Here is a 21,128-nt window from a genome sequence, read left to right on the forward strand (position 1 = left end):
CACCGACGGAGAGCCCACACCATGCCCCGAGTAGGACTCACCCCCGAGCAGGTCGTCGACCACGCCATCGCCCTCATCGACGAGCAGGGCGCCGACGCCCTCACCCTGGCCGCCGTCGCCGCCCGGGCCGGGGTCGCCACCCCGTCGCTGTACAAGCACGTCAGCGGCGGCCTCGCCGAACTGCGGCGGCTCATCGCCGTCCGGGTCACCGAGGAACTCGCCGACCGGCTCGCCGAGGCCGCCGTCGGCCGCAGCGGCGACGACGCCGTCGACACCGTCCTGCGCGCCTACCACGCGTACGCCACCGAGTACCCGCACCGCTACAACGCCCTCCCGCAAGCCCCGCAGCCGGACGACGACCTCACCCGCGCGGCCGGACGGCTCGTCGGGGTGATCATCGCCGTCCTGCGGGAGTACGGCCTCGACGGCGCGGAGGCGATCCACGCCGCCCGCACCGTCCGCTCCGTCGCCCACGGCTTCGCCTCCCTCTCCATCGGCGGCGGCTTCCAGCTCGCCGAAGACCTGGCCACCACCCAGAGCCGCCTCATCACCCTCCTCACCACCGGGCTCCGCACCTGGCCCACCCCCTGAGACGCCGGCCACCGCACCGGCCGCGGCACGACCCACCCGGTCTCCCACGACGACGGAACGGCCGGCGCACCGGGTGAGGCGTGCGCGAGAAGTCGGACCCGCCGACTTCCCGTGCGGCGGGCAGGCAGCGGGCCTGGGGGTCGTGGGGGCGGACGGGTTAGTGTGGCCGGGCTGACTGGTGGTCATGACAGGGGACCGCCGACCCCTTGGCGGAGGTCCACGTGCCCGCACCGATAGCGAGGGCGCGGCGGTGGTACCTGCGGCTGCTGGACGGGAACGCCCGGGCCGCGCGGTACGCGCTGGGGGTGCTGCTCGGGGTGACCGCGGTGCTGAGCGTGCTGCCGATCGTGCTGCCGTACAGCTGGCCGCCGTCGGCGCTGGTGCTGCCGCTGGTGGTCGGCGGGCTGCTGTTGCGACGCGGGCAGCTGCTGGTGCTGGTGTGCGCGGCGCTGGCCGGCGGGGTGCTGGGGGCGGTGGTGCGGGATCCGCTCGGGGTGCGGATCGGGGTGACGCTGGTACTGGCCGCGACCGCGGTGACGGTGCTGGCCGCGAACCGGTTCCGGCACCGGCTGGGTCTGCGCGGGACCCAGGGCGATTCGATGCTGCTGGAGCTGGCCGAGCACACCCGGACGCTGGCCCGGCTTCCGGAGCGGCTGCTCGACTGGCACTTCGACAGTGCGCTGGCGCCGGCCGGCGACACCTCGTTCTCGGGTGACTTCCTGCTGTGCGCGCACCGCCCCGAGGAGGATCTGCTGGAGCTGCTGCTGGTGGACGTGTCGGGCAAGGGCAGCCGGGCGGCGGCCCGCTCGACGCACCTGTCGGGCGCGTTCGCGATGCTGCTGGGGCGGGTGCCGCCGAAGGCGTTCCTGCCGGCGGCCAACGACCACCTGGTGCGGATGGGCTGGGAGGACGACTTCGCGACGGCGGTGCACCTCGCGCTGCGCCCGGCGACGGGCGACTACCTGCTGTTCAACGCAGGCCATCCGGCGCCCGCGCAGTTCCGCCGGGCGGACGGCGGCGGCTGGGCGCGGTCGGGGCACGGCGGCCCGGCGCTGGGGCTGGTGTCGGGCGCGCTGTATCCGGCGGTGTCGGGGCGGCTGCGGCGGGGCGATTCGCTGCTGCTGTTCAGTGACGGCCTGGTGGAGGTGCCGGGTCGGGATCTGGACGAGGGGGTGGGTCGGCTGCTGGCGGCGGCCGAGCCCGTGGTGCGGCCGTGGCGGACGCAGCAGCAGCTCACCCGGGGTGCGGCGGAGCGGCTGGTCCGGACGGTGGCGCGGGACGCGGCGGACGACCGGACGCTGGTGCTGGTGCGCCGTCTGGGTCACCATTCACCCGCTTCAGCACCCGCTTGAGAAATAAGGTATTAAGAATTAAGTGCCCGTTCGGGCACCCAGAGGGCACCCACCCCCCGAGAGCGGAAAGGCCGGGTATCCGATGGACCTGAGCTCTCCGTGGGTTCCCCCCTCCGAGGACGAGAGCCGGACGCCGCGCAGCAGTCCCACCGCCCGCAGCCCCATGCGCTGCGTGCGCTTATTGCTCGGCTGCACCAGCGCCGCCGAACTGCTCGGCACCGTCCTCGCCGAGGGGCCGGGGTGGATCACCGGCGAGGGTTCCGCGCTCTACCTGCTGGATTCCGCCGGGATGCTCCGACTGACCGCCTCGCACGGGCTGCCGGACTGGGCCCACGAGCGCTACAGCACCGTCGATCCGGCCAGTGACCTCCCCGCCGCGATGGCCCTGCGGTTACGCCGCCCCTACCTGCTCAGTCCCGAGCACACCAGCGTCGACTACCCGAACAAGAACGTCGGCATGGGCACCGGCATGGTCGCCGTGATCGCCCTGCCGATGGTCGTCGACGAGCGGCCGGTCGGCGTCCTCGCCCTCGCGCTGGCCCACCGGGGCACCGTCCCCCGCCGCGACCTGGACGTCCTGGAGACCATCGGCGAGGCCTGCGCCCACCGGCTGTCCCACCTACTCGACCACGCGGACGCCCGGATACCCCAGGATCCGGCCGGGGCACCGCCGGACGGGGCCGGGAGCCTCCCCGCCGGGCTGGCCCACCCGATGCTGTCGCTCGCCGTCCGGGCGGCCGGGCACGGCGCCTTCGAGCGCGATCTGGTCACCGGCGAGAGCTACTGGGACGCCGCGGCGTTCCGGGTCACCGGCCAGCCCGCCACCGCCGACGGCTCCGCTCCGGAGCTGGACCGGATCGTCCACCCGGAGGACCTGCCGGACGTGCAGGCCGCGCTCGCCGAGTCGCTGACCACCGGCGGGTGGTACCGGATCGGGTACCGGGTGCTGCGCGGGGGCGGCAAGGTGGCGCGGATCGAGGAGACCGGCGAGGTGATGCTGGACGTCCACGGCCGGCCGGTCCGGGTCGCCGGGCTGCTCTCCGACCGGGACCAGGGCCGGGCCCAGGGCCAGGACCGGGACCAGCGCCGGGAACACCCCCGGGAGCAGGCCGAGGAGCAGGCCACCCCAGGCGGGGCCCGGACGGCACTGCTGCTCGCGCTCACCCGGTCGCTGTCGCGGGCGGTGACCGTCCGGGACGTCACCACCGCCGTCACCGACGTCGCCCGCCCGGCGTTCGGCGCCGCCAGCATCGTCCTGGACCTGGTGGACGAGGGCCGGCTGCTGCCCGTCTCGCACACCGTGTACGGCGGGCCGAGGCGCACCGAGCTGACCCGGCTGGCGGACCTCTCCGAGAACGTGATGCAGCACGCGCTGACCCGCTCGGCCCCGCTGTTCAGCGAGCCCGACGCGGGCCGGGGCCGGCACGGCCCGCTCACCCCGGCCTCCTGGGCGGTGCTGCCGCTGGTCGCCTCCGGGCGGCAGGTGGGCTCCTGCCTGATCACCTTCTCCGCCGAGCGGGCGTTCGGCCGGGAGGACCGCACCCTGTACTCGGCCTTCGCCGGGATCCTGGCGCAGTCCCTGGAGCGGGCCCGGCTGTACGACACCCACCACCACCGCGCCACCGAGCTGCAGCGCGCGATGCTGCCGCGCACCCTGCCCCGGCTGCCCGGGATCGCCAGCGCCGCCCGCTACCTGCCGAGCACCGAGGGCATGCAGATCGGCGGCGACTGGTACGACCTGCTGAGGCTGCCGGACGGCCGGATCGGGCTGGTGATCGGCGACGTCCAGGGCCACAACGCGGAGGCGACGGCGGTGATGGGCCAGCTGCGCAGCGGCCTGCGGGCGTACGCGACGGACGGGCACGATCCGGCCGCCACGCTGGCCCGGACCAGCCGGCTGCTGACCGAGCTGGACACCGACCTGTTCGCGACCTGCCTCTTCCTGGCCCTGGACCCGGCCGACGGCGCGCTGACCGCGGCCCGGGCCGGGCATCCCGCGCCGGTGCGGATCGCGGACGCCGGGGCCGTCGAGCTCGACCTGCCGGGCGGGCCGCCGCTGGGCGTGGACCCGGGGCAGCCGTACCCGCTGACGGCCGGTCGGCTGGCGGTCGGCGAGACGCTGCTGGTGTACACCGACGGGCTGGTCGAGGACCGCGAGGAGGACTACGACGAGTCGGTGCAGCGGATGCTCGGCGGGCTGGAGCTGTGGGCCCGGCAGACCGGCCCGACCCGGGCCGGCGCGGCGCCCGCGCTGGAGCGGCTGGCCGACCTGCTCACGCTGAACGTGACCGAGCGGCGGTCCCGGCCGGACGACGTGGCGCTGTTGCTCCTGCACCGGACGTCGCCCCTTCCGTAACACCGTGCGCACGTTCCCCACACATCCCAGGACGTGACTCGGCCATCTCCCGCCCGGCCCGGACGACGCGCCGCAGGCGCCCCACCGGGGACGAACCTCCTCGGGCCGCCCGGATCGCGGTCGAACGGCGCCGGTTTGACGCCGTATTGACTGGATATTGACGAGATCTGGTCACTTGGCGAGATCCGTTCACACCTTCGTAGGATCATCACCCTAGAATTCGCGGCGTGACGATGACTCAGTGGTGCGCAACGGCAACCGGCGTACTCGCCGCCCTCGCCCTCGTGGCCACCGCCCGGTACCGCGCCGTGTCCGTCACCCAGCGCCGCCGCGCCGACCGGCTGCGGCGCGACCTCGCCCGGCTCCAGGAGCAGCTCGGCGCCGAACTCTCCCGCCGCGGCGCCGACCTGGCCGCCGTCCAGCAGGAGCAGGAACTCACCGCCTCCACCCAGCGGGCCTTCCTCAGCGTCGCCCGCCGCATCCTCGTCATGGCCCACGACCAGCAGGCCCTGCTCGACGAGATGGAACGCACCCACGACGACCCGGCGCTGCTGGAGGGCCTGCTCAAGGCCGACCACGCCGCCGCCCAACAGGCCAGGCTGGCCCAGACCCTGGCCGTGCTGTGCGGCGCGCGGGCCGGCCGCCACTGGCCCGAGCCGGTCTCGCTGGAGGACGTCGTGCGCGGCGCCCAGTCCCGCATCCTGCCGTTCCAGCGGGTGGTGGTCCGCAGCCGGATCGAGACCGCGGTGGTCGGCGCCGCCGCCGAGGCGCTGATCCACGCCGTCGCCGAGCTGCTGGACAACGCCACCCGCTACTCCCCGCCCAGCACCCAGGTGTTCGTCACCCTGATGCCGGTGCACAACGGAGCCGTCATCGAGATCGACGACGGTGGCGTCGGCATGCCGGAACAGGCCGTCGCCAAGGCCGCCGCCGCCCTCGCCGGCGGCACCAGCCTGGAGGTCTCCCGGCTCGGCGAGGTGCCGCAACTGGGCCTCGCCGCGGTCGGCCGGCTGGCCGAGCAGTACGGCTTCCGGGTCACCCTCAGCTCAGCGCCCTCGCCGTACGGCGGCGTCCGCGTCGTCGTGATGCTGCCGAACGCCCTGCTCACCGAACCGCTGCCGCCCACCGTCCCCGGCCTCGGACCGGACGACCTGGCGTTCAGCACCGACCTCCGGCCGACCGGACACCCCGCCGGACACCCCCTGGTGGAGACCCCGCCGGCCGGCCGACCCCCCGCGGCCGCCGACACCCCGCCGCCGCTGCCCCGCCGGAGCCACCGACGCGACCGCGCCGCCCGCCCCGCCCAGCACGCCTCTCCCGCGCCGCCGCCCGCCCCGCCGTACCGCTCGGCCCGGGACGCGCAGGCGTTCATGGCGATGTTCCAGGCCGGCACCGCCAGCGGCCGATCGGCCGCCCGGGCCCAGGCCCAGCCCGACCCTTCCCTGCCCGCTTCCCCCCGACTTCCCCAGCGCTCCGGAGAGTTCCATGACCACCACCCCTGATCTCGGCTGGATGCTCGCCGACATCGTCAACGTCCCGCAGGTCCAGCACGCCGTCGTCGTCTCCAACGACGGCCTGGAGATCGGCCGCAGCGCGAACATCGCGCGCGAGGACGCCGAACGGCTCGCCGCCGCCTGCTCCGGACTCCAGTCGCTGGCCCGCGGCGTCGCGACCGGGTTCGGCGGACCGGGCAGCGCCACCCGCCAGATCATCATCGAGTACGGCGGCGGCTACCTGTTCATCGTCGCCGCCGGGGTCGGCGCGCACCTGGCCGTGGTGACCAGCGACGCCGTGGACGCCGGCCTGGTCGCCTACCAGATGCAGGTCCTGGTCGAACGGATCGGCAGCCACCTCACCAGCCCGCCGCGGGTCGACCACGCGGCGGGGGGACACCGGTGAGCGGGCCGGTCCGGCCCTACGTCATCACCGGTGGCCGCAGCCGGTCCACCCGGGCCGAGCTGGCCATCGAGAGCCTGGTCAGCGCGTTACCCGAGCCGCCGGAGCTCCCCGACCACGCCCTGCTCAACCGCGAGCACCGGCGCATCCTCGCGCTCTGCCACAGCCTGCTGTCGATCGCCGAGGTGGCGGCCCACCTGGGGCTGCCGCTCGGCGTCGTCAAGGTGCTGGTCGGCGACCTCTGGGACCTCGGCGCCGTCCAGGTCCTCCCGCCCGTCCCGCAGGCCGAACGCCTGCCCGCAACCCTTCTGGAAGAGGTGCTCGTTGGCCTCCGCCAACTCCGCTGAAGCCCCCGGGGCCACCGCCGACCTGCCCGCCGAGCCGCGGTACCTGCCGTCCTCGGTCCAGGGCGCGGTGAAGATCCTGGTCACCGGCCCGTTCGGGGTCGGCAAGACCACGCTGGTCGGCTCGCTCAGCGAGATCACTCCGCTGCGCACCGAGGAGACGATGACCGCCGCCAGCAGCGGCATCGACGACCTCACCGGGCGCGGCGACAAGACCACCACCACGGTCGCGCTCGACTTCGGCCGGATCACGCTCAACCCGCGGCTCGCGCTGTACCTGTTCGGCACGCCCGGGCAGCGGCGGTTCTGGCCGCTCTGGGACGACCTGTCACGCGGCGCGCTCGGCGCCATCGCCATGGTCGACCTGCGCCGCCCGGACGAGAGCTTCGACGTGCTCGGCCGCCTGGAGGAGCAGCGCATCCCGTTCGCCGTGGCGGTCAACACCTTCTCGGACACGCCGAGTTACCCCGAGGAGGAGCTGCGCTCCGCCCTCGACCTGCTGCCGGAGGTACCGATCCTGCACTGCGACGCCCGCGACCGGCGGCAGTCCTACGACCTGCTGATCGACTTCGTCGACCACCTGCACCGCAGCTCGATCCTGGAGCTCCAGGGATGACCGCGCCCGAACCCGGCACCGCCTCCCCCGGCTGCCCGGTCCCGCACGGCGGCAGCCTGCCCACCGGCATCCCGCTGACCCCGCTGTACGGCCACGCCGTCGCCGAGGACCCGCACGGCCTGTACGCCCGGCTGCGCCAGCGCTACGGCCCGGTCGCGCCGATCGAGCTGGAGCCCGGGGTCGAGGCCTGGCTCGTCCTCGGCTACGCCGAACTGCTCGAACTCACCCGCAACGAGGCGCTGTTCTCCAAGGACTCGCGCCGCTGGCGGGTGCCCGCCGAGGGCCGGCTGTCCCCCGACTCCCGGCTGCTGCCGATGACCTCCTGGCGGCCCACCCTGCTCAACCTGGACGGCGCCGAGCACCAGCGGCTGCGCTCCGCCGTCTCGGACACCCTCTCCCAGATCGACCACCGCCAGCTGCGCGAGACCACCGAGGCCTGCGCCAACGACCTCATCGACAGCTGGGGCCCGGACGGCACCGCCGACCTGATCGCCCAGTACGCCCGCCCGCTGCCGCTGCTGGTCTTCACCCAGCTGGTCGGCCTGCCCCGCGAGGCCGGGCCCCACCTGGTCGAGCTGATCAGCCACTTCGTGGACAGCGGCCCCAAGTCGGTGCGCGCCAACGCCGAGTTCCAGGCGATCCTGGTCGACCTGGTCCGGCGGCGCCGCACCGCCCCCAGCGCCGACCTCACCTCCTGGCTGCTCGCCCACCCGGCCGCGCTCACCGACGAGGAGGCCGTGCACCACCTGGTGGTGATGCTGGTCGCGGGCAACGAGACCAGCATCAACTGGACCGGCAACACGCTGCGGCTGCTGCTCACCGACCGCCGGTTCCGGGCCACCCTCACCGGCGGGCGGCTCACCGTCTCCGACGCGCTGGAGGAGGTGCTCTGGCGCGACCCGCCGACGCAGAACTTCCCCGGCCGCTGGGCCACCGGCGACACCGTCCTCGGCGGCCAGTACATCAGCGCCGGCGACATGCTCGTCCTCGGCCTGGCCGCGGCCAACGCCGACCCGGCCGCCCAGGGCGTCGCCTCCGCCGCCCAGGGCTCGCTCGGCGGCAACCGGGCCCACCTCGCCTGGGGCGCCGGACGGCACGTCTGCCCGGCCCAGCACCCGGCCCGGATCATCGTCGAGACCGCCGTCGAGACCCTGCTGCACCGCCTGCCCGATCTCCAACTCGCCGTGCCGTCCGGCGACCTGGGATGGCGCCCGTCCCCGTGGTCACGGGCCCTGCTCGGCCTGCCGGTGCTGTACAGCGCCTTCACCCCGCCCCGCCCGCCAGCCCCCGAGAGGCCCGCATGGACACCGCCGTCGACCCCCGACCCGAGCCCGTCAGACTCGACCCCTTCGGACGCGACCAGCACCAGGAGAACGCCCGCCTCCGGGCGGCCGGCCCCGCGGTCCTGGTGGAGCTCCCTGGCGGGGTGGTGGTCTGGGCGATAACCCACCACGACACCCTCCAGGCGCTGCTCGCCGACCACCGGGTGGGCAAGAACGCCCAGCTGTGGACGACCTTCCGGGAGGGCCGGCTGCCCCAGGGCTGGCCGCTGCTCAACTTCGTCACCGTGCCCGGCATGGTCACCGCCGACGGCGACGACCACCGACGGCTGCGCGGCCTGGTCAGCCAGGCCTTCACCCCGCGCCGAATAGCCGACCTGGCGCCCGCGATCGAGGCCCGCACCGTCTCGCTGCTCGACCGGGTCGCCGAGCTGGACGGCGCGTTCGACCTGCGCGAGCACTTCGCCTACCCGCTGCCGATGCAGGTGATCGGCGAACTGCTCGGACTGGCGCTGGACGAGCAGGACAGGCTGCACGAGCTCTCCGACACCCTGGTCTCCAGCTCGGCCACCCCGGCGGCGGCCGCCGCCGCGCAGCAGGCCCTGTACGCGCTGCTGGGCTCCGTGGTGGCGGCCAAGCGGGCCGCGCCCGGCGACGACCTCACCACCGACCTGATCGCCGCCCGCGAGGCCGGGGACCGGCTCAGCGAAGCCGAGCTGGTCGGCACCCTGCTGCTGATGCTGGTCGCCGGGCACGAGACCACGCTCAACCTGATCACCAACGCCGTCCGGGCCCTGCTCGCCCACCCCGACCAGCTGCGGCTGGTGCTCTCCGGCGAGCAGCCGTGGTCGGCGGTCATCGAGGAGACGCTGCGCTACGACTCGCCGGTCGGCCAGTTCCCGCTGCGCTACGCGACCGAGGACATCGAGGTCGGTGACGTGGTGATCCGGCGCGGCGAGGCGCTGCTCGCCTCCTACGCGGCGGCCGGCCGCGACGCCGGGCACCACCCGGACGCCGACCGCTTCGACGTCACCCGCCGGCCCAACCGGCACCTGTCGCTCGGTCACGGCCCGCACTTCTGCCTCGGTTCCGGGCTGGCCCGGCTGGAGGCCGAGACCGCGCTGCGGCACCTGTTCGAGCGGTTCCCCGGGCTGGCCCTCGCCGAGGGCGACGCGCCGGAGCCGATCGGCTCCTTCATCAGCAACAGCGTGCGAACCCTGCGGGTGACGGTCTGAGCCGTCCGGTTACCTGAAGGCGGCCCGGGTCGTTCGGCAGTGCATGAAGAAACTCGCCACCCTGGCCGCCCTCACCATGGCGGGCCTCGCGCTCGCCGCCCCGGCGGCGTCCGCCACCACCCAGACCGCGAGCTCCCCGGACGCCACCGGGGGCCTCACCGACGGTCTCAACCTCTCCCCGGCCGACCTCGCCATCCACGCCGCCGGCAAGCTGCCGGTGGTCGGCCACGCCGCCCAGGAGGTGGAGGCCGTCGGCACCAACCAGATGACCCACCCGGGGCTCAGCGGTCAGATCGGCTGACCCGGATCGGCCGACCACGCCCGCCGGGCACCGCCCCGGTTGCCGCCACCCCCGTCGACGGCAGCCGGGGCTTCGCCGTGCGCGGGCCCGCCAGGCCCGCCCGGCGCCGCCGGTCGGGCCAGCGCCGCCGGTCCGCTCAGCGCCGGACGGACCGCGAGAAGCCCGCTCAGAAGAGGCCGTTCAGCTCCTGGTAGGTCAGCCCGCCCTCCAGGGCGGTGTAGGTGCCGCTCGCGTACACCTCCGCGGCGGCCCGGCGCACCGCCGCGTACGCCACCTCGGCCAGCCCGGGGCCGAGGCTGACCCGGGCCACGCCCAGCTTCGCCAGCTCCGGGACGGACGGCGCGCCCGGCCCCGCCAGCACGTTCAGCGGCACCGGGACGGCCGCGGCCAGCGCGGCGATCGTCTCCCGGTCCGCGACACCGGGCACGAACACGCCGTCCGCACCCGCCTCGACGTAGGCCCGCAGCCGGCGCACCGCGTCGTCCAACCGGCCCTCCGGCGCGCCGATCCCGTGCAGGAACACGTCGGTGCGCGCGTTGACGAAAGCGGGCACGCCCGCCGCGTCCGCCGCCGCCCGGGCCGCCGCGATCCGCTCGGCGGCCTCGGCCGCCGGCCGGCCCTCGTCCTCCAGGTTGACGCCGACCGCGCCGGTGGCCAGCAGCGCGGCGACGGACTCGCCGACGCCGGCGGCGGTCCGCGCGAAGCCGCTCTCCAGGTCGGCGGTGACCGGCAGGTCCACCGCGCGGACCACCTGCGCCGTCCGTACGAGGACCTGTTCGAGGTCGGCGCCGCCGCCGTCCCGGCTGCCGAGCGACCAGGAGACGCTCGCACTGGCCGTCGCCACCGCCCGCGCTCCGGCGGCGGCGACCAGACGGGCGCTCGCCGCGTCCCACACGTTGGCGAGCACCAGCGGCTCGCCCGGCCGGTGCAGCTCCCGGAGCAGCCGGGCCTTCTCCTGCTGGACGTCCACCATGTCCGTCATGTCCGCCATGTTCCCGGGCCTCACTTGGCGGCCGGGCTGAGCCGGGAGGCCACCCCGATCCGGTTCCAGGCGTTGATGGTGACGATCAGCGCGATCAACTGGGCCAGCTCGGTCTCGTCGAACCGGGCGGCGGCCTCGGCGTAGACCGCGTCCGGGACGTGTCCCTGGGTCAGCAGGGTGACCGACTCGGTGAGGGCCAGCGCGGCCCGCTCCCGGGCGGTGAACCAGGGGGTCTCGCGCCAGGCCGGGAGGGAGAGCAGCCGGTGGTCCTGCTCGCCGCCCTTCAGGGCGTCGGTGCTGTGCATGTCGATGCAGAAGGCGCAGCCGTTGATCATCGAGGCGTGCACCTTGACCAGCTCGGCGAGCGTGTGGTCGATGCCCTTCCGGGCGGCGCGGTCCACCGCGATCATGGCCTGGTAGAAGTCGGGGGCCAGGCTGTGCAGCGCGAGGCGCTGGGCGGGGGCCGGGACGGGCGCTTCGGTCGGCTGGTGCTCGTTCGTCGTCATGACCGCCAGCCTAGGGACCTGGTGGACCCGCTTCCTGGTGCATTCGAACCACAGAATCCTGGGCCACTTCGCGTGCGCCCGGCCGTGGGGCGAGTGTGGCACGGCGGCGGCCGAAAAGGGAGGGCCCGGGGGAACCTCCGGGCGCGGACGCGCACTCCCGGCGCGCGAACGGGAGTGCGAGGATCGACCGCGGGGGCGCCACCACGCGTGCCCCCGCCGGGCGAGGTCAGGGGGCCGCGATCGTGTGTACGGCGTTCGTCAGCATCGAACCGGGGGCGGCTGTGCCGGTGCTGCTCCTCTCCGTCCGGGACGAGTACCTCGGGCGCGACTGGCTGCCGCCGGACCACCACTGGCCGGACCGGCCGGCCCTGGTCGGCGGACTCGACCTCGCCGCCGGCGGCACCTGGCTGGCCGTCGACCCCGGGCGGCGGACCGCCGCCTGCCTACTGAACGGCTTCGGGCCGCTCGCCCCCACCGACACCCGGCTCTCCCGTGGCGAACTGCCGCTCACCGCCGTCCGGGACGGCGGGATCGGCCACCTCGACCTCACCCCGTACGACCCGTTCCACCTCGTCCTGGTCCGGCCCGACGGCGCCCGGGTCGCCAGCTGGGGCGGCGGCCGGCTGGAGGAGCGCGAACTGCCGGTCGGCCTCAGCGTGGTGCTCAACGACGGGCTGGAGGGCGCGGCCGCCAACCGGACCGCCTCCGAGCGGATCCGCGCGCTGATGGCCGCCCGCGCCGACCGCTTCCGGGCCCGCCTCGCCGCCGCGCCCCGGCCGGAGCCGACCGGCGACGGGTCCGCCGAACGGGCCTGGGGCGACTGGCTGCCGATCGTCGCGGGCGACGGCCTGCCGCTGGACGACGACGCGGCGCTGATCCAGCGGCGGGACTTCGGCGACGGGCGGATCTGGGGGTCCTCCTCGATCTCGCTGCTCGCGCTCGGGCCGGACGGGCCGCGCTACGACTTCGCCCCCGCGCCGGTGCCCGCCGGCGGCGGGGCGTGGCGGCGGGTGCCGCTCGGCGGAGGCGGGTCGGCGGCGCGGTCCGGCGACTGACCGGCGGCTGACCGGCGGCGGTGGCGCCCAGACGTCCGCTCGATGAACTTCTGGCGGCGGGGCTGCCGGGCGTCTACATGCCCGTAGTAGCTTCGCGGGGCTCCCCCGGATCCAGACCCCCGAGCGAAGGTGCGCGATGTCCACCCTGACCTACCCGGAAGCGATAGGCGTCGGCCTGCTGCAGGGTGTGACGGAACTCTTCCCGGTCTCCAGCCTGGGCCACAGCATCCTGCTCCCCGCCCTGATCGGCGGGAAGATCCAGCGGGACCTCGACATGACCGCCGAGGGCTCCTCCTACCTCGCCGTCCTGGTCGGCCTGCACCTGGCCACCGCGTTCGCGCTGGTGGTGTTCTTCCGCAAGGACTGGGTCCGGGTGATCGGCGGCTTCTTCAGCTCGATCCGCCGCCGCCGGGTCGAGAGCCGGGACGAGAAGCTCGCCTGGCTGCTGATCATCTCCACCATCCCGGTCGGGGTGGCGGGCCTCGCCCTGGAGAAGGCGCTGCGCAACGCGCTCGGCAAGCCCGTCCCGGCCGCCGTCTTCCTGGCCCTCAACGGGCTGGTGCTGCTCGGTGCCGAACGGCTCAAGCGCGGCGGCACCGGCCGCCGGCGGGCCGGGCACGCCGCCCCGCCCACCGAGGAACCGGGCCTCGACCCGGCGATCGCCTCAGACCACCGCCTCGCCCGGCTCGGCTTCGTCCAGGGCGCCTGGATCGGCGCCGCCCAGATCCTCGCGCTCTTCCCCGGTATCAGCCGCTCCGGTGTCACCATGAGCGCCGGCATCCTGCGCGGCCTGCACCACGAGGACGCCGCCCGCTTCTCCTTCCTGCTCGCGACCCCGGTCATCCTGGCCGCCTCCGTGCTGAAGGTGCCGGAGCTGTTCAAGCCGGAGAACTCCGCCGTCCTCGGCCCGGTCGTCGCCGGCAGCATCGCCGCCTTCGTCGCCGGCTACGTCTCGGTGCGCTTCCTCACCAAGTACTTCGAGACCCGCAGCCTGACGCCGTTCGCGCTCTACTGCTTCCTCGCCGGCGTCGGCAGCGCGGTCTACCTGTCGGTCTGATCCGCCACCGACTCGCGGTCGAGGATGCCGGGCCGCGCGATAATCGGGCCCGTGAGCAGCTCCTGGACCTCCTTCGGCGGCGACTTGCACCTGGACCTCACCGAGCGGCGCGCCGCCGGGGCCGGGCTGCGGGCCGCTCTGGAGGACGCGCTGCGCGAGGCCGTCCAGGACGGGCGGCTCGTGCCCGGCACCCGGCTGCCGTCCTCGCGGGCCCTCGGCGAGGACCTCGGGATCGCCCGGAACACCGTGGTCGAGGCGTACGGGCAGCTCACCGCGGAGGGCTGGCTCACCTCCCGGCAGGGCTCCGGCACCACCGTCGCCCGGCGGGCCGCGCCCGGCCGGAGCCGGCGGGTGGCCCGGCCCGCGGCGGGGCGGCGGGCCGTCCGGCACGACCTGATGGCCGGGCGGCCCGACCTCTCGCTCTTCCCCCGCACCGCCTGGCTCGCCGCCGCCCGCCGGGCCCTCGCCACCGCGCCGCACGAGGCCTTCGGCTACGGCAGCCCGTTCGGCCGGATCGAGCTGCGACGGGCGCTCACCGACTACCTGGCGCGGGTCCGCGGCGTCCGCACCGACCCCGACCACCTGCTGATCTGCACCGGTGTCTCCCAGGGCCTGGGCCTGCTCTGCGCCGCCCTGCGGGAGCGCGGGGACCGCGCCCTCGCGGTCGAGGAGTACGGGCTGCCGCCGCAGCACGCCGTCGCCCGGGCGGCGGGGCTGGCCACCGTCCCGGTGCCGCTGGACGGGGCGGGCGCCCGGGTCGAGCGGCTGGACGGCCGGTGCGGGGCCGTCCTGCTCACCCCCGCGCACCAGTTCCCCACCGGTGCGCCGCTGGCCGCCGACCGGCGGGCCGCCGCGGTGCGCTGGGCGCGCGAGCGGGACGGGTACGTCGTCGAGGACGACTACGACGGCGAGTTCCGCTACGACCGGCAGCCGGTCGGCGCGATGCAGGCGCTCGACCCGGAGCGGGTGGTGTACGCCGGGACGGCCGCCAAGAGCCTCGCGCCGGGCCTGCGGCTGGCCTGGCTGGCCCTGCCCGACGCGCTGGTCGAGCCGGTGGCCCGGTTGAAGACGCTGGCCGACACGATGTCCCCGGTGCTCGACCAGCTGACCCTCGCCGAGCTGATCACCTCCGGGACGTACGACCGGCACGTCCGCCGCTGCCGGCTGCACTACCGGCGCCGGCGGGACCGGCTGGTCGCCGCGCTCGCCGAGCACGCCCCGCGCGTGCGGGTCACCGGGATCGCCGCCGGGCTGCACGCCGTTCTCCAACTGCCGCCCGGTTCCGCGTCCGAGGCTGAGCTGCTGGCCCGGGCCGAGGCCGCCGGCCTGGCCCTCGAAGGGCTGTCCTGGCACCTCGCCGACCGGTCGGCCGCCGCCCCGGACGCCGCTCCCGCTCTGGTGATCGGCTACGCGTCCCCGCCCGAGCACGCCTTCCCGGCCGCGCTGGACGCCCTCTGCGAACTGCTGCGCGAGCGGTGAGGGCCGCGACCACCCCGGTGAACTACTTGTTGCGGTTGCCCAGTTCGAACAGCAGCATGATGAAGCCGGCGAAGGCGTGGATGCCGGCGGTGTAGATCACCAGGCGGATCCCGACCCGGCGGTTGGCCGAGATGCCGGCGTCGACGGTCAGCGGGGCGGGGGTCGGAGCGGCCGGGGCGGTGGCCGCGGCGGCCTTCTCGGGGCTGGTGGGATCGGCCATGAGGGATCTCCTCCAAGGGTTCTGACGTTGGGTCAGTGGGTTGCCGCGGGGCCGCCGAGGCAGAGTTCGCCGCCGGGGCTCTGCAGCAGGGTGTGGACGAAGAGCAGTTCGACGCCGTCCGGTGCGTCGGCGGCGATGCAGTGCGGGGTGAGCGAGTCGAAGTGGGCGGAGTCGCCGACGTCGAGGCGGTGGACGCGGTCGCCGAGGGTCAGCTTGAGCCGGCCCTGCAGGACGTACAGCCACTCCTCGCCGGGGTGGACCCGGACCACCGTGTCCTGCACGCCCGGGGGCACGTGGACGCGCAGCGCCTGCATCGCCCGGCCGGGGGCGCCGGCCCGGCGGTAGCCCCAGCCCCCGGCGCGGCCGGGTTCGATGGCGCCGCCGCGCACGACCGGGTCGGGTTCGGCCATGGTCTCGCCGAGCAGGCCGGAGACGGAGGTGCCGTAGGCGCGGGCGAGGCCGAGCAGGACGGGGAGGGAGGGCTGGCGGCGGCCGGTCTCCAGCCGGGACAGATAGGCTGGGGAGAGCCCGACCCGGGCGGAGGCCACTTCGAGGGTCAGGCGGCTGCTGAGCCGGTGTTCCCGGAGGCGGGCGGCGAGGCCGGCCACTTCCTGGTCGTCGAGCCGGTCTCCCGGGGCGGCGTCCCCGGTCGGGCTGGTGGTCATGTGACCAGTGGACACCCGCCGTGCCGCTCGGGCAAGATTTTTGCCTCAGAGGCAAGAGGCCCGGATCGGATCCCCGTTCTCGGCTAGGGCCGCGGGATGTTGCGCAGGTTGCTGCGGGCCAGGTCGATCATGCGCCCGACCCCGCCGGAGAGCACCGTCCGCCCGGCCGCCAGCGCGAAGCCCTTCAGCTGCGCCGCCGTGATGTACGGCGGGATGGACAGCGCGTTGGGGTCGGTGACCACGTCCACCAGGGCGGGGCCGGGCCGTTCCAGCGCCTCCGCCAGCACCTCCCGGACCCTCGCCGGCTCGGTGACCCGCTTGGCCGGGATGCCCGTCGCCCGCGCGATCCCCGCGTAGTCGACGTCCCCGTTGTCGATCTCGTACTCCGGGTAGCCCGAGACCAGCATCTCCAGCTTGATCATGCCGAGCGCCCCGTTGTTGAAGACGACGGTCTTCACCGGCAGCCGGTGCTTGGCCACCGTCAGCAGTTCACCGAGCAGCATGCCGATCCCGCCGTCGCCGGCCATCGCGATCACCTGCCGCCCGGGGCAGGCCAGTTGGGCGCCGATGGCGTGCGGCAGGGCGTTGGCCATCGAGCCGTGCAGGAAGGAGCCGATCACCCGGCGGCGGCCGTTCGGCTGGAGGTAGCGGGCGGCCCAGACGTTGTTCATGCCGGTGTCCACAGTGAACACCGCGTCGTCGGCGGCCACCTCGTCGAGCACCGAGGCGACGTACTCGGGGTGGATCGGCAGGTGCTTCTCGATGTCCCGGGTGTAGGCGCCGACCACGTCCTCCAGCGAGCGGCAGTGCTTGCGCAGCATCTCGTCGAGGAAGGCGCGGTCGCGCTTGGCGTCCAACAGCGGCAGGACGGCCCGCAGGGTGGCGGCGACATCGCCGTGGACGGCCAGTTCGAGCGCGGTGCGGCGGCCCAGCCGGGTGGCGTCGTGGTCGACCTGGACGGTGTGCGCCTGCGGCAGGAAGGAGTCGTACGGGAAGTCGGTGCCGAGCAGCAGCACCAGGTCGGCGGAGTGCAGCGCCTCGTGGCAGGCGCCGTAGCCGAGCAGGCCGCTCATGCCGACGTCGTACGGATTGTCGTACTGGATCCACTCCTTGCCGCGCAGGGAGTGCCCGACCGGCGCGTTCAGGGCCCGGGCCGCCTCCATCACCTCGCCGTGCGCCCCGCGCACCCCCGCGCCGCAGAACAGGGCGACCTTGCGGGCCGCGTTGAGCAGCCGGGCCAGCTCCTGCACCTGGGACCACGGCGGCGCGGCGACGGCCTGCTCGGTGAGGAAGTGGCTGGTCCCGGTGGGTCCGGCGGCGGGGAGCGCGGCGACGTCCCCGGGGAAGGCCAGCACCGAGACGCCGTGCGAGCCGAGCGCGTGCTGGATGGCGATCCGCATCAGCCGGGGCAGCTGCGCGGGGGTGGAGAGCATCTCGCACCAGGTGCTGCAGTCGGTGAACACCCGCTCGGGGTGGGTCTCCTGGAAGAAGCCGGTGCCGATCTGCCCGGACGGGATGTGCGAGGCGAGCGCCAGCACCGGCAGGCCGCTGCGCTGGGCGTCGTACAGGCCCTGGACGAGGTGGGTGTTGCCGGGCCCGCAGGAGCCTGCGCAGACCGCGAGCCGACCGCTGAGCTCGGCCTCGGCGGCCGCCGCGAAGGCGCCCGCCTCCTCGTTGCGCACGTGCACCCAGCTGATGCCGTCGGTCCGCCGGATCGCGTCCACGACCGGGTTGAGGCTGTCTCCGACCACGCCGTAGACCCGCTCGACCCCGGCCTGCCGGAGCACCTCCACCATCTGTTCGGCCACGCTCGCCACGGGTGCTCTCCAATCACCGGCCGCCGACTGCCGCAGGACACCTGCACCCTCCGACGGCCGGGCCCGCCCCGCACCCGGAGCGGGCCCGAACAGGTGAACGACCGGTCGGCGCGGCTACTCCGCCGCCAAGTGGTCCTGCTGCCCGAGCTTGCCGCTGACCAGGCCCGCCTGCGCCTGCCGCCGGGCGGGCTCGCGGCCGGGCGGCTGGCCGCACCGCTCCTGGGCCGGCGGCGCGGTGGTCGGCAGGGTGACCGGCTCCCCGGCCTTCACCTGCACCGGCTCGCCGTCGTGCCACAGGTGCAGCAGCTCGCCGCGGCGCAGCGCGTACGTCGTCCCCTCGTGGGTGATCTGGACGCCCAGCAACTGCCCGCGGACCATCAGCGAGAACCCGAGCCTCATCAGCCCGCCCGGCAGCCGGGGCCGGAAGGACAGCGACTCGCTGTGGTCGCGCAGCCCCCCGAAGCCCGCCACCAGGGCGATGCAGGCACCCGCGAGCGAGGCCATGTGCAGGCCGTCGCGGGTGTTGCCGCCGAGGTCGTGCAGGTCCATCAGCGCCGCCTCGGCCGTGTAGTCGTACGCGAGGTCGAGCTGGCCGACCTCGGCGGCGATCACCGCCTGGGTGCACGCGGAGAGCGAGGAGTCGCGGACGGTGAGCCGCTCGTAGTAGGCGAAGTTGCGGACCTTCTGCTCGTCGGTGAACGCGTCACCGCGGACCTGCATGGCGAGCACCAGGTCGGCCTGCTTGACCACCTGCTTGCGGTACAGGTCGAAGTACGGGTAGTGCAGCAGCAGCGGGTACTTCTCGGGCGGGGTGTGCTCGAAGTCCCAGACCTGGTGGTGGGTGAAGCCGTCGGCCTGCGGGTGCACGCCGAGGTCCTCGTCGTACGGGATGTACATCGCGGCCGCGGCGTCCCGCCAGGCGGCGGTCTCCTCGGTGTCGACGCCGAGTTCGGCGGCCTCGTGCGGGTGGCGGGCGGCGGCCTCGGCGGCGGCGCGCAGGTTCGTCTGCGCCATCAGGTTGGTGAACACGTTGTTGTCGGCGACGGCGCTGTACTCGTCCGGGCCGGTGACGCCTTCGATGCGGAACTTCCCCGAGACGTCGTGGTGGCCGAGCGAGCGCCACATCCGGGCGGTCTCCACCAGCAGTTCGAGCCCGTACGCGCGCTCGAACTCGGCGTCCCCGGTGGCCCGGACGTAGCGGGCGACGGCGGCGGCGATGTCGGCGCCGATGTGGAAGGCGGCGGTACCGGCCGGCCAGTACCCGGAGCACTCCTCGCCGCGGATGGTCCGCCAGGGGAACACCGCTCCGGCCAGGCCGAGTTGGGCGGCCCGTTCGCGGGCCAGCGGCAGCGTGGTGTGCCGCCAGCGCAGGGCCTGGTTGACGGCCCCGGGCAGGCAGTAGGTGAGCACCGGGAGGACGAAGGTCTCGGTGTCCCAGAAGCTGTGCCCGTCGTAGCCTGGGCCGGTCAACCCCTTGGCGGGGATGGCCCGCTCCTCGCTGCGGGCGCCGGCCTGGAGGACGTGGAAGACGGCGAACCGGACGGCCTGCTGGAGTTCGACGTCGCCTTCGATCTCGACGTCACTGGTCTCCCAGAACTCCTTGAGGTAGGCGGCCTGTTCGGCGGCCAGACCGTCCCAGCCGGTGTACCGGGCGGCGGTCAGCGCGGCCTCCACCTGGTCCCGGACGGCGGGCTGCGAGCGCGTCCCCGACCAGCCGTAGGCCATCAACTTGACCAGCCGCAGCCGCTGTCCGGGCCGGAGCACGGTGGTGACGCTGATCCGGCAGTGGTCGGCCTCGGCCTCGGCGACGGTTTCGAGCTCCTCCGGGCCCTCGATCACGTGGTCCATCCCGGCGGCGACCCGGATCGCGCTGTAGCGGGTGCGGTGCACCAGGACGGCCTTGGTGTCGCTCGCGTGGTGCACCTCGGGCTGCAGCGGCGCCTCCAGGACGGCGGAGGCCCGAGGATCGCCCTCGGGGCCGCCGGGCAGCTGCTCGTTGGCGACCAGCTCGGACTGGAGCACGATCCGCACCGGTCCGTCCACCGCCTCGACGCTGTAGTCGACCGCGGCGATCGCGCGCTGGGTGAGCGAGACCAGCCGGGAGGAGCGCACCCGGATGGTCCGGCCGGCCGGGGAGGTCCACTCGGCCTCGCGGTGCAGTATCCCCTCCCGGAAGTCCAACCAGCGCTTGTGGCGGACGAGTTCGCCGTATCGCAGGTCGAAGGGCTCGTCGTCGACCAGCAGCCGGATGATCTTGCCGTTGGTCACGTTGATGACGCTCTGGCTGGACTCCGGGTAGCCGTAGCCGCCCTCGCCGTACGGCAGCGGGCGGAGCTCGAAGACACCGTTCAGGTAGGTGCCGGGGAGGCCGTGCGGCTCGCCCTCGTCCAGGTTGGCGCGCAGGCCGATGTGGCCGTTGGAGAGCGCGAACAGCGACTCGGCGCGGGCCATCGCGGTCAGGTCCAGGCCCTGCTCGGCGATCAGCCAGGGGTCGACGGAGAAGTTGTCCAAGCCACTCATGCGACTGCCTCGCTCCGCTCACTCATGCCCGCTCCTCCAGCAGTTCGGCGAGGTCGTCGACGACCACGGTCGCGCCGTCCCGGCGCAGTTCGGCGGCCTGCCCGGTGCGGTTGACCCCGACCACGGCCCCGAAGCCGCCCGCCCGGCCGGAGGCCACCCCGGCGAGCGCGTCCTCGAAGACGGCGGCGTGCGCGGGCTCGACGCCCAGTGTGCGGGCGGCGTACAGGTAGGTGTCGGGGGCGGGTTTGCCTGGCAGGCCCTCGCGCTGGGCGACGACGCCGTCCACGATCACGTCGAACAGCCCCTCGATGCCCGCCGCCCGCAGCACGTCCCGGCAGTTGGCGCTGGAGGACACCACGGCGCTGGGCAGCCCGAGCGCGCGCAGCCGGTGCACGTACGCGACCGAGCCGTCGTACGGCTGGACGCCCTGCTCGCGGATCAACCGCAGGACGGTGTCGTTCTTGGCCCGGCTGATCCCGTGCACGGTACGGGTGTTGGGCGGATCGGCGTCGGTGCCCTCGGGCAGGTCGACGCCCCGGCTGCGCAGGAACGCCCGGGTGCCGTCCAGTCTCGGGCGGCCGTCCACGTAGGTGTCGTAGTCGGTGACGGCGTCGAAGGGGACGAACTGCCCGCCGGTGCGGGCGGCTTCGGCGCGCAGGAAGGAGTCGAAGGTGTCCTTCCAGGCCGCGGCGTGCACCTTGGCGGTCTGGGTGAGGACCCCGTCGAGGTCGAAGAGGAAAGCGCGGATGTCGTCCGGTAGCCCCAGCATGGGTGCAGTCTTACCCGGGAACGCGGGGAAGCCGCCCATTTCCCGGCGGCGCGTCGCGGGAAGGGCGGCTTCCGGTTGCCCGGGTGC

The 21,128-nt window shown here is 74.6% G+C and carries 20 protein-coding genes; 13 read left to right on the forward strand and 7 right to left on the reverse strand.

Translation table 11 applies throughout. The features are described from left to right. Window positions 1-21 precede the first annotated feature (21 nt). From AB0O82_RS08040 to AB0O82_RS08085, 10 genes are all read left to right on the forward strand, one after another. Entirely contained in the window at window positions 22-591 is a 570-nt protein-coding gene (locus tag AB0O82_RS08040; protein WP_363581345.1) for a TetR-like C-terminal domain-containing protein, read from the forward strand. A 221-nt stretch (window positions 592-812) separates the two neighbouring features. Continuing rightward, window positions 813-1,943, forward strand: coding sequence for a PP2C family protein-serine/threonine phosphatase (locus AB0O82_RS08045; RefSeq protein ID WP_363581347.1), 1,131 nt, complete (start codon window positions 813-815; stop codon window positions 1,941-1,943). Between the two features lie 82 nt (window positions 1,944-2,025). Further along, complete coding sequence (locus AB0O82_RS08050; RefSeq protein WP_363581349.1) at window positions 2,026-4,299, forward strand: SpoIIE family protein phosphatase; 2,274 nt, start codon at window positions 2,026-2,028, stop codon at window positions 4,297-4,299. Window positions 4,300-4,532: 233 nt separating this feature from the next. Then, window positions 4,533-5,801, forward strand: a complete 1,269-nt coding sequence (locus AB0O82_RS08055) for a sensor histidine kinase (protein ID WP_363581618.1) — start codon at window positions 4,533-4,535, stop codon at window positions 5,799-5,801. Next, window positions 5,785-6,198: a roadblock/LC7 domain-containing protein gene (locus tag AB0O82_RS08060; protein WP_363581351.1), complete on the forward strand. Its 414-nt coding sequence runs from the start codon at window positions 5,785-5,787 to the stop codon at window positions 6,196-6,198. The genes AB0O82_RS08055 and AB0O82_RS08060 overlap by 17 nt, the downstream gene beginning before the upstream one ends. After that, window positions 6,195-6,542, forward strand: a complete 348-nt coding sequence (locus tag AB0O82_RS08065; RefSeq protein WP_350880532.1) for a DUF742 domain-containing protein — start codon at window positions 6,195-6,197, stop codon at window positions 6,540-6,542. The genes AB0O82_RS08060 and AB0O82_RS08065 overlap by 4 nt, the downstream gene beginning before the upstream one ends. 22 nt (window positions 6,543-6,564) lie before the next feature. Continuing rightward, window positions 6,565-7,155, forward strand: a complete 591-nt coding sequence (locus AB0O82_RS08070) for an ATP/GTP-binding protein (protein WP_363581620.1) — start codon at window positions 6,565-6,567, stop codon at window positions 7,153-7,155. Then, window positions 7,152-8,600 (forward strand): cytochrome P450, encoded by a 1,449-nt coding sequence (locus AB0O82_RS08075; protein ID WP_363581353.1) that lies wholly within the window; start codon window positions 7,152-7,154, stop codon window positions 8,598-8,600. Before AB0O82_RS08070 ends, AB0O82_RS08075 begins: the two co-directional genes overlap by 4 nt. Next, window positions 8,564-9,670 (forward strand): cytochrome P450, encoded by a 1,107-nt coding sequence (locus AB0O82_RS08080; protein WP_363581355.1) that lies wholly within the window; start codon window positions 8,564-8,566, stop codon window positions 9,668-9,670. Before AB0O82_RS08075 ends, AB0O82_RS08080 begins: the two co-directional genes overlap by 37 nt. 43 nt (window positions 9,671-9,713) lie before the next feature. Further along, window positions 9,714-9,971 (forward strand): hypothetical protein, encoded by a 258-nt coding sequence (locus AB0O82_RS08085; protein ID WP_350880538.1) that lies wholly within the window; start codon window positions 9,714-9,716, stop codon window positions 9,969-9,971. 166 nt (window positions 9,972-10,137) lie between these two features. Here the strand turns inward: AB0O82_RS08085 and AB0O82_RS08090 are convergent, their stop codons facing one another. Further along, window positions 10,138-10,953: an isocitrate lyase/phosphoenolpyruvate mutase family protein gene (locus tag AB0O82_RS08090; protein WP_363581357.1), complete on the reverse strand. Its 816-nt coding sequence runs from the start codon at window positions 10,951-10,953 to the stop codon at window positions 10,138-10,140. Window positions 10,954-10,973: 20 nt separating this feature from the next. Beyond that, window positions 10,974-11,459 carry a carboxymuconolactone decarboxylase family protein gene (locus AB0O82_RS08095; RefSeq protein ID WP_363581359.1) on the reverse strand — a complete coding sequence of 162 codons (486 nt, stop codon included), beginning with the start codon at window positions 11,457-11,459 and terminating at the stop codon, window positions 10,974-10,976. A 242-nt stretch (window positions 11,460-11,701) separates the two neighbouring features. On the opposite strand from AB0O82_RS08095, the gene AB0O82_RS08100 reads away from it, so the two are divergent. The 3 genes from AB0O82_RS08100 to AB0O82_RS08110 all read left to right on the forward strand — a co-directional run bounded on the left by AB0O82_RS08100 (window position 11,702) and on the right by AB0O82_RS08110 (window position 15,050). Then, window positions 11,702-12,514: an NRDE family protein gene (locus AB0O82_RS08100; protein WP_363581361.1), complete on the forward strand. Its 813-nt coding sequence runs from the start codon at window positions 11,702-11,704 to the stop codon at window positions 12,512-12,514. A gap of 136 nt (window positions 12,515-12,650) precedes the next feature. Then, window positions 12,651-13,571 (forward strand): undecaprenyl-diphosphate phosphatase, encoded by a 921-nt coding sequence (locus tag AB0O82_RS08105; protein ID WP_363581363.1) that lies wholly within the window; start codon window positions 12,651-12,653, stop codon window positions 13,569-13,571. Window positions 13,572-13,622: 51 nt separating this feature from the next. After that, window positions 13,623-15,050, forward strand: a complete 1,428-nt coding sequence (locus AB0O82_RS08110; RefSeq protein ID WP_363581365.1) for a PLP-dependent aminotransferase family protein — start codon at window positions 13,623-13,625, stop codon at window positions 15,048-15,050. 22 nt (window positions 15,051-15,072) lie between these two features. On the opposite strand, the gene AB0O82_RS08115 is transcribed toward AB0O82_RS08110, so the two are convergent. The 5 genes from AB0O82_RS08115 to AB0O82_RS08135 form a co-directional block, all read right to left on the reverse strand. Further along, window positions 15,073-15,270: a DUF6126 family protein gene (locus AB0O82_RS08115; protein WP_363581367.1), complete on the reverse strand. Its 198-nt coding sequence runs from the start codon at window positions 15,268-15,270 to the stop codon at window positions 15,073-15,075. Between the two features lie 32 nt (window positions 15,271-15,302). Beyond that, complete coding sequence (locus AB0O82_RS08120) at window positions 15,303-15,935, reverse strand: XRE family transcriptional regulator (RefSeq protein WP_363581369.1); 633 nt, start codon at window positions 15,933-15,935, stop codon at window positions 15,303-15,305. A gap of 83 nt (window positions 15,936-16,018) precedes the next feature. Then, complete coding sequence (locus AB0O82_RS08125; RefSeq protein WP_363581371.1) at window positions 16,019-17,752, reverse strand: pyruvate dehydrogenase; 1,734 nt, start codon at window positions 17,750-17,752, stop codon at window positions 16,019-16,021. A gap of 114 nt (window positions 17,753-17,866) precedes the next feature. Further along, window positions 17,867-20,272, reverse strand: coding sequence for a glycosyl hydrolase family 65 protein (locus tag AB0O82_RS08130; RefSeq protein ID WP_363581373.1), 2,406 nt, complete (start codon window positions 20,270-20,272; stop codon window positions 17,867-17,869). Window positions 20,273-20,294: 22 nt separating this feature from the next. Further along, window positions 20,295-21,041: a beta-phosphoglucomutase family hydrolase gene (locus AB0O82_RS08135; RefSeq protein ID WP_363581375.1), complete on the reverse strand. Its 747-nt coding sequence runs from the start codon at window positions 21,039-21,041 to the stop codon at window positions 20,295-20,297. Between the last annotated feature and the right edge of the window lie 87 nt (window positions 21,042-21,128).

The organism is Kitasatospora sp. NPDC088264 (assembly GCF_040685715.1).
In the GTDB taxonomy this organism is placed as follows: Bacteria; Actinomycetota; Actinomycetes; order Streptomycetales; family Streptomycetaceae; genus Kitasatospora.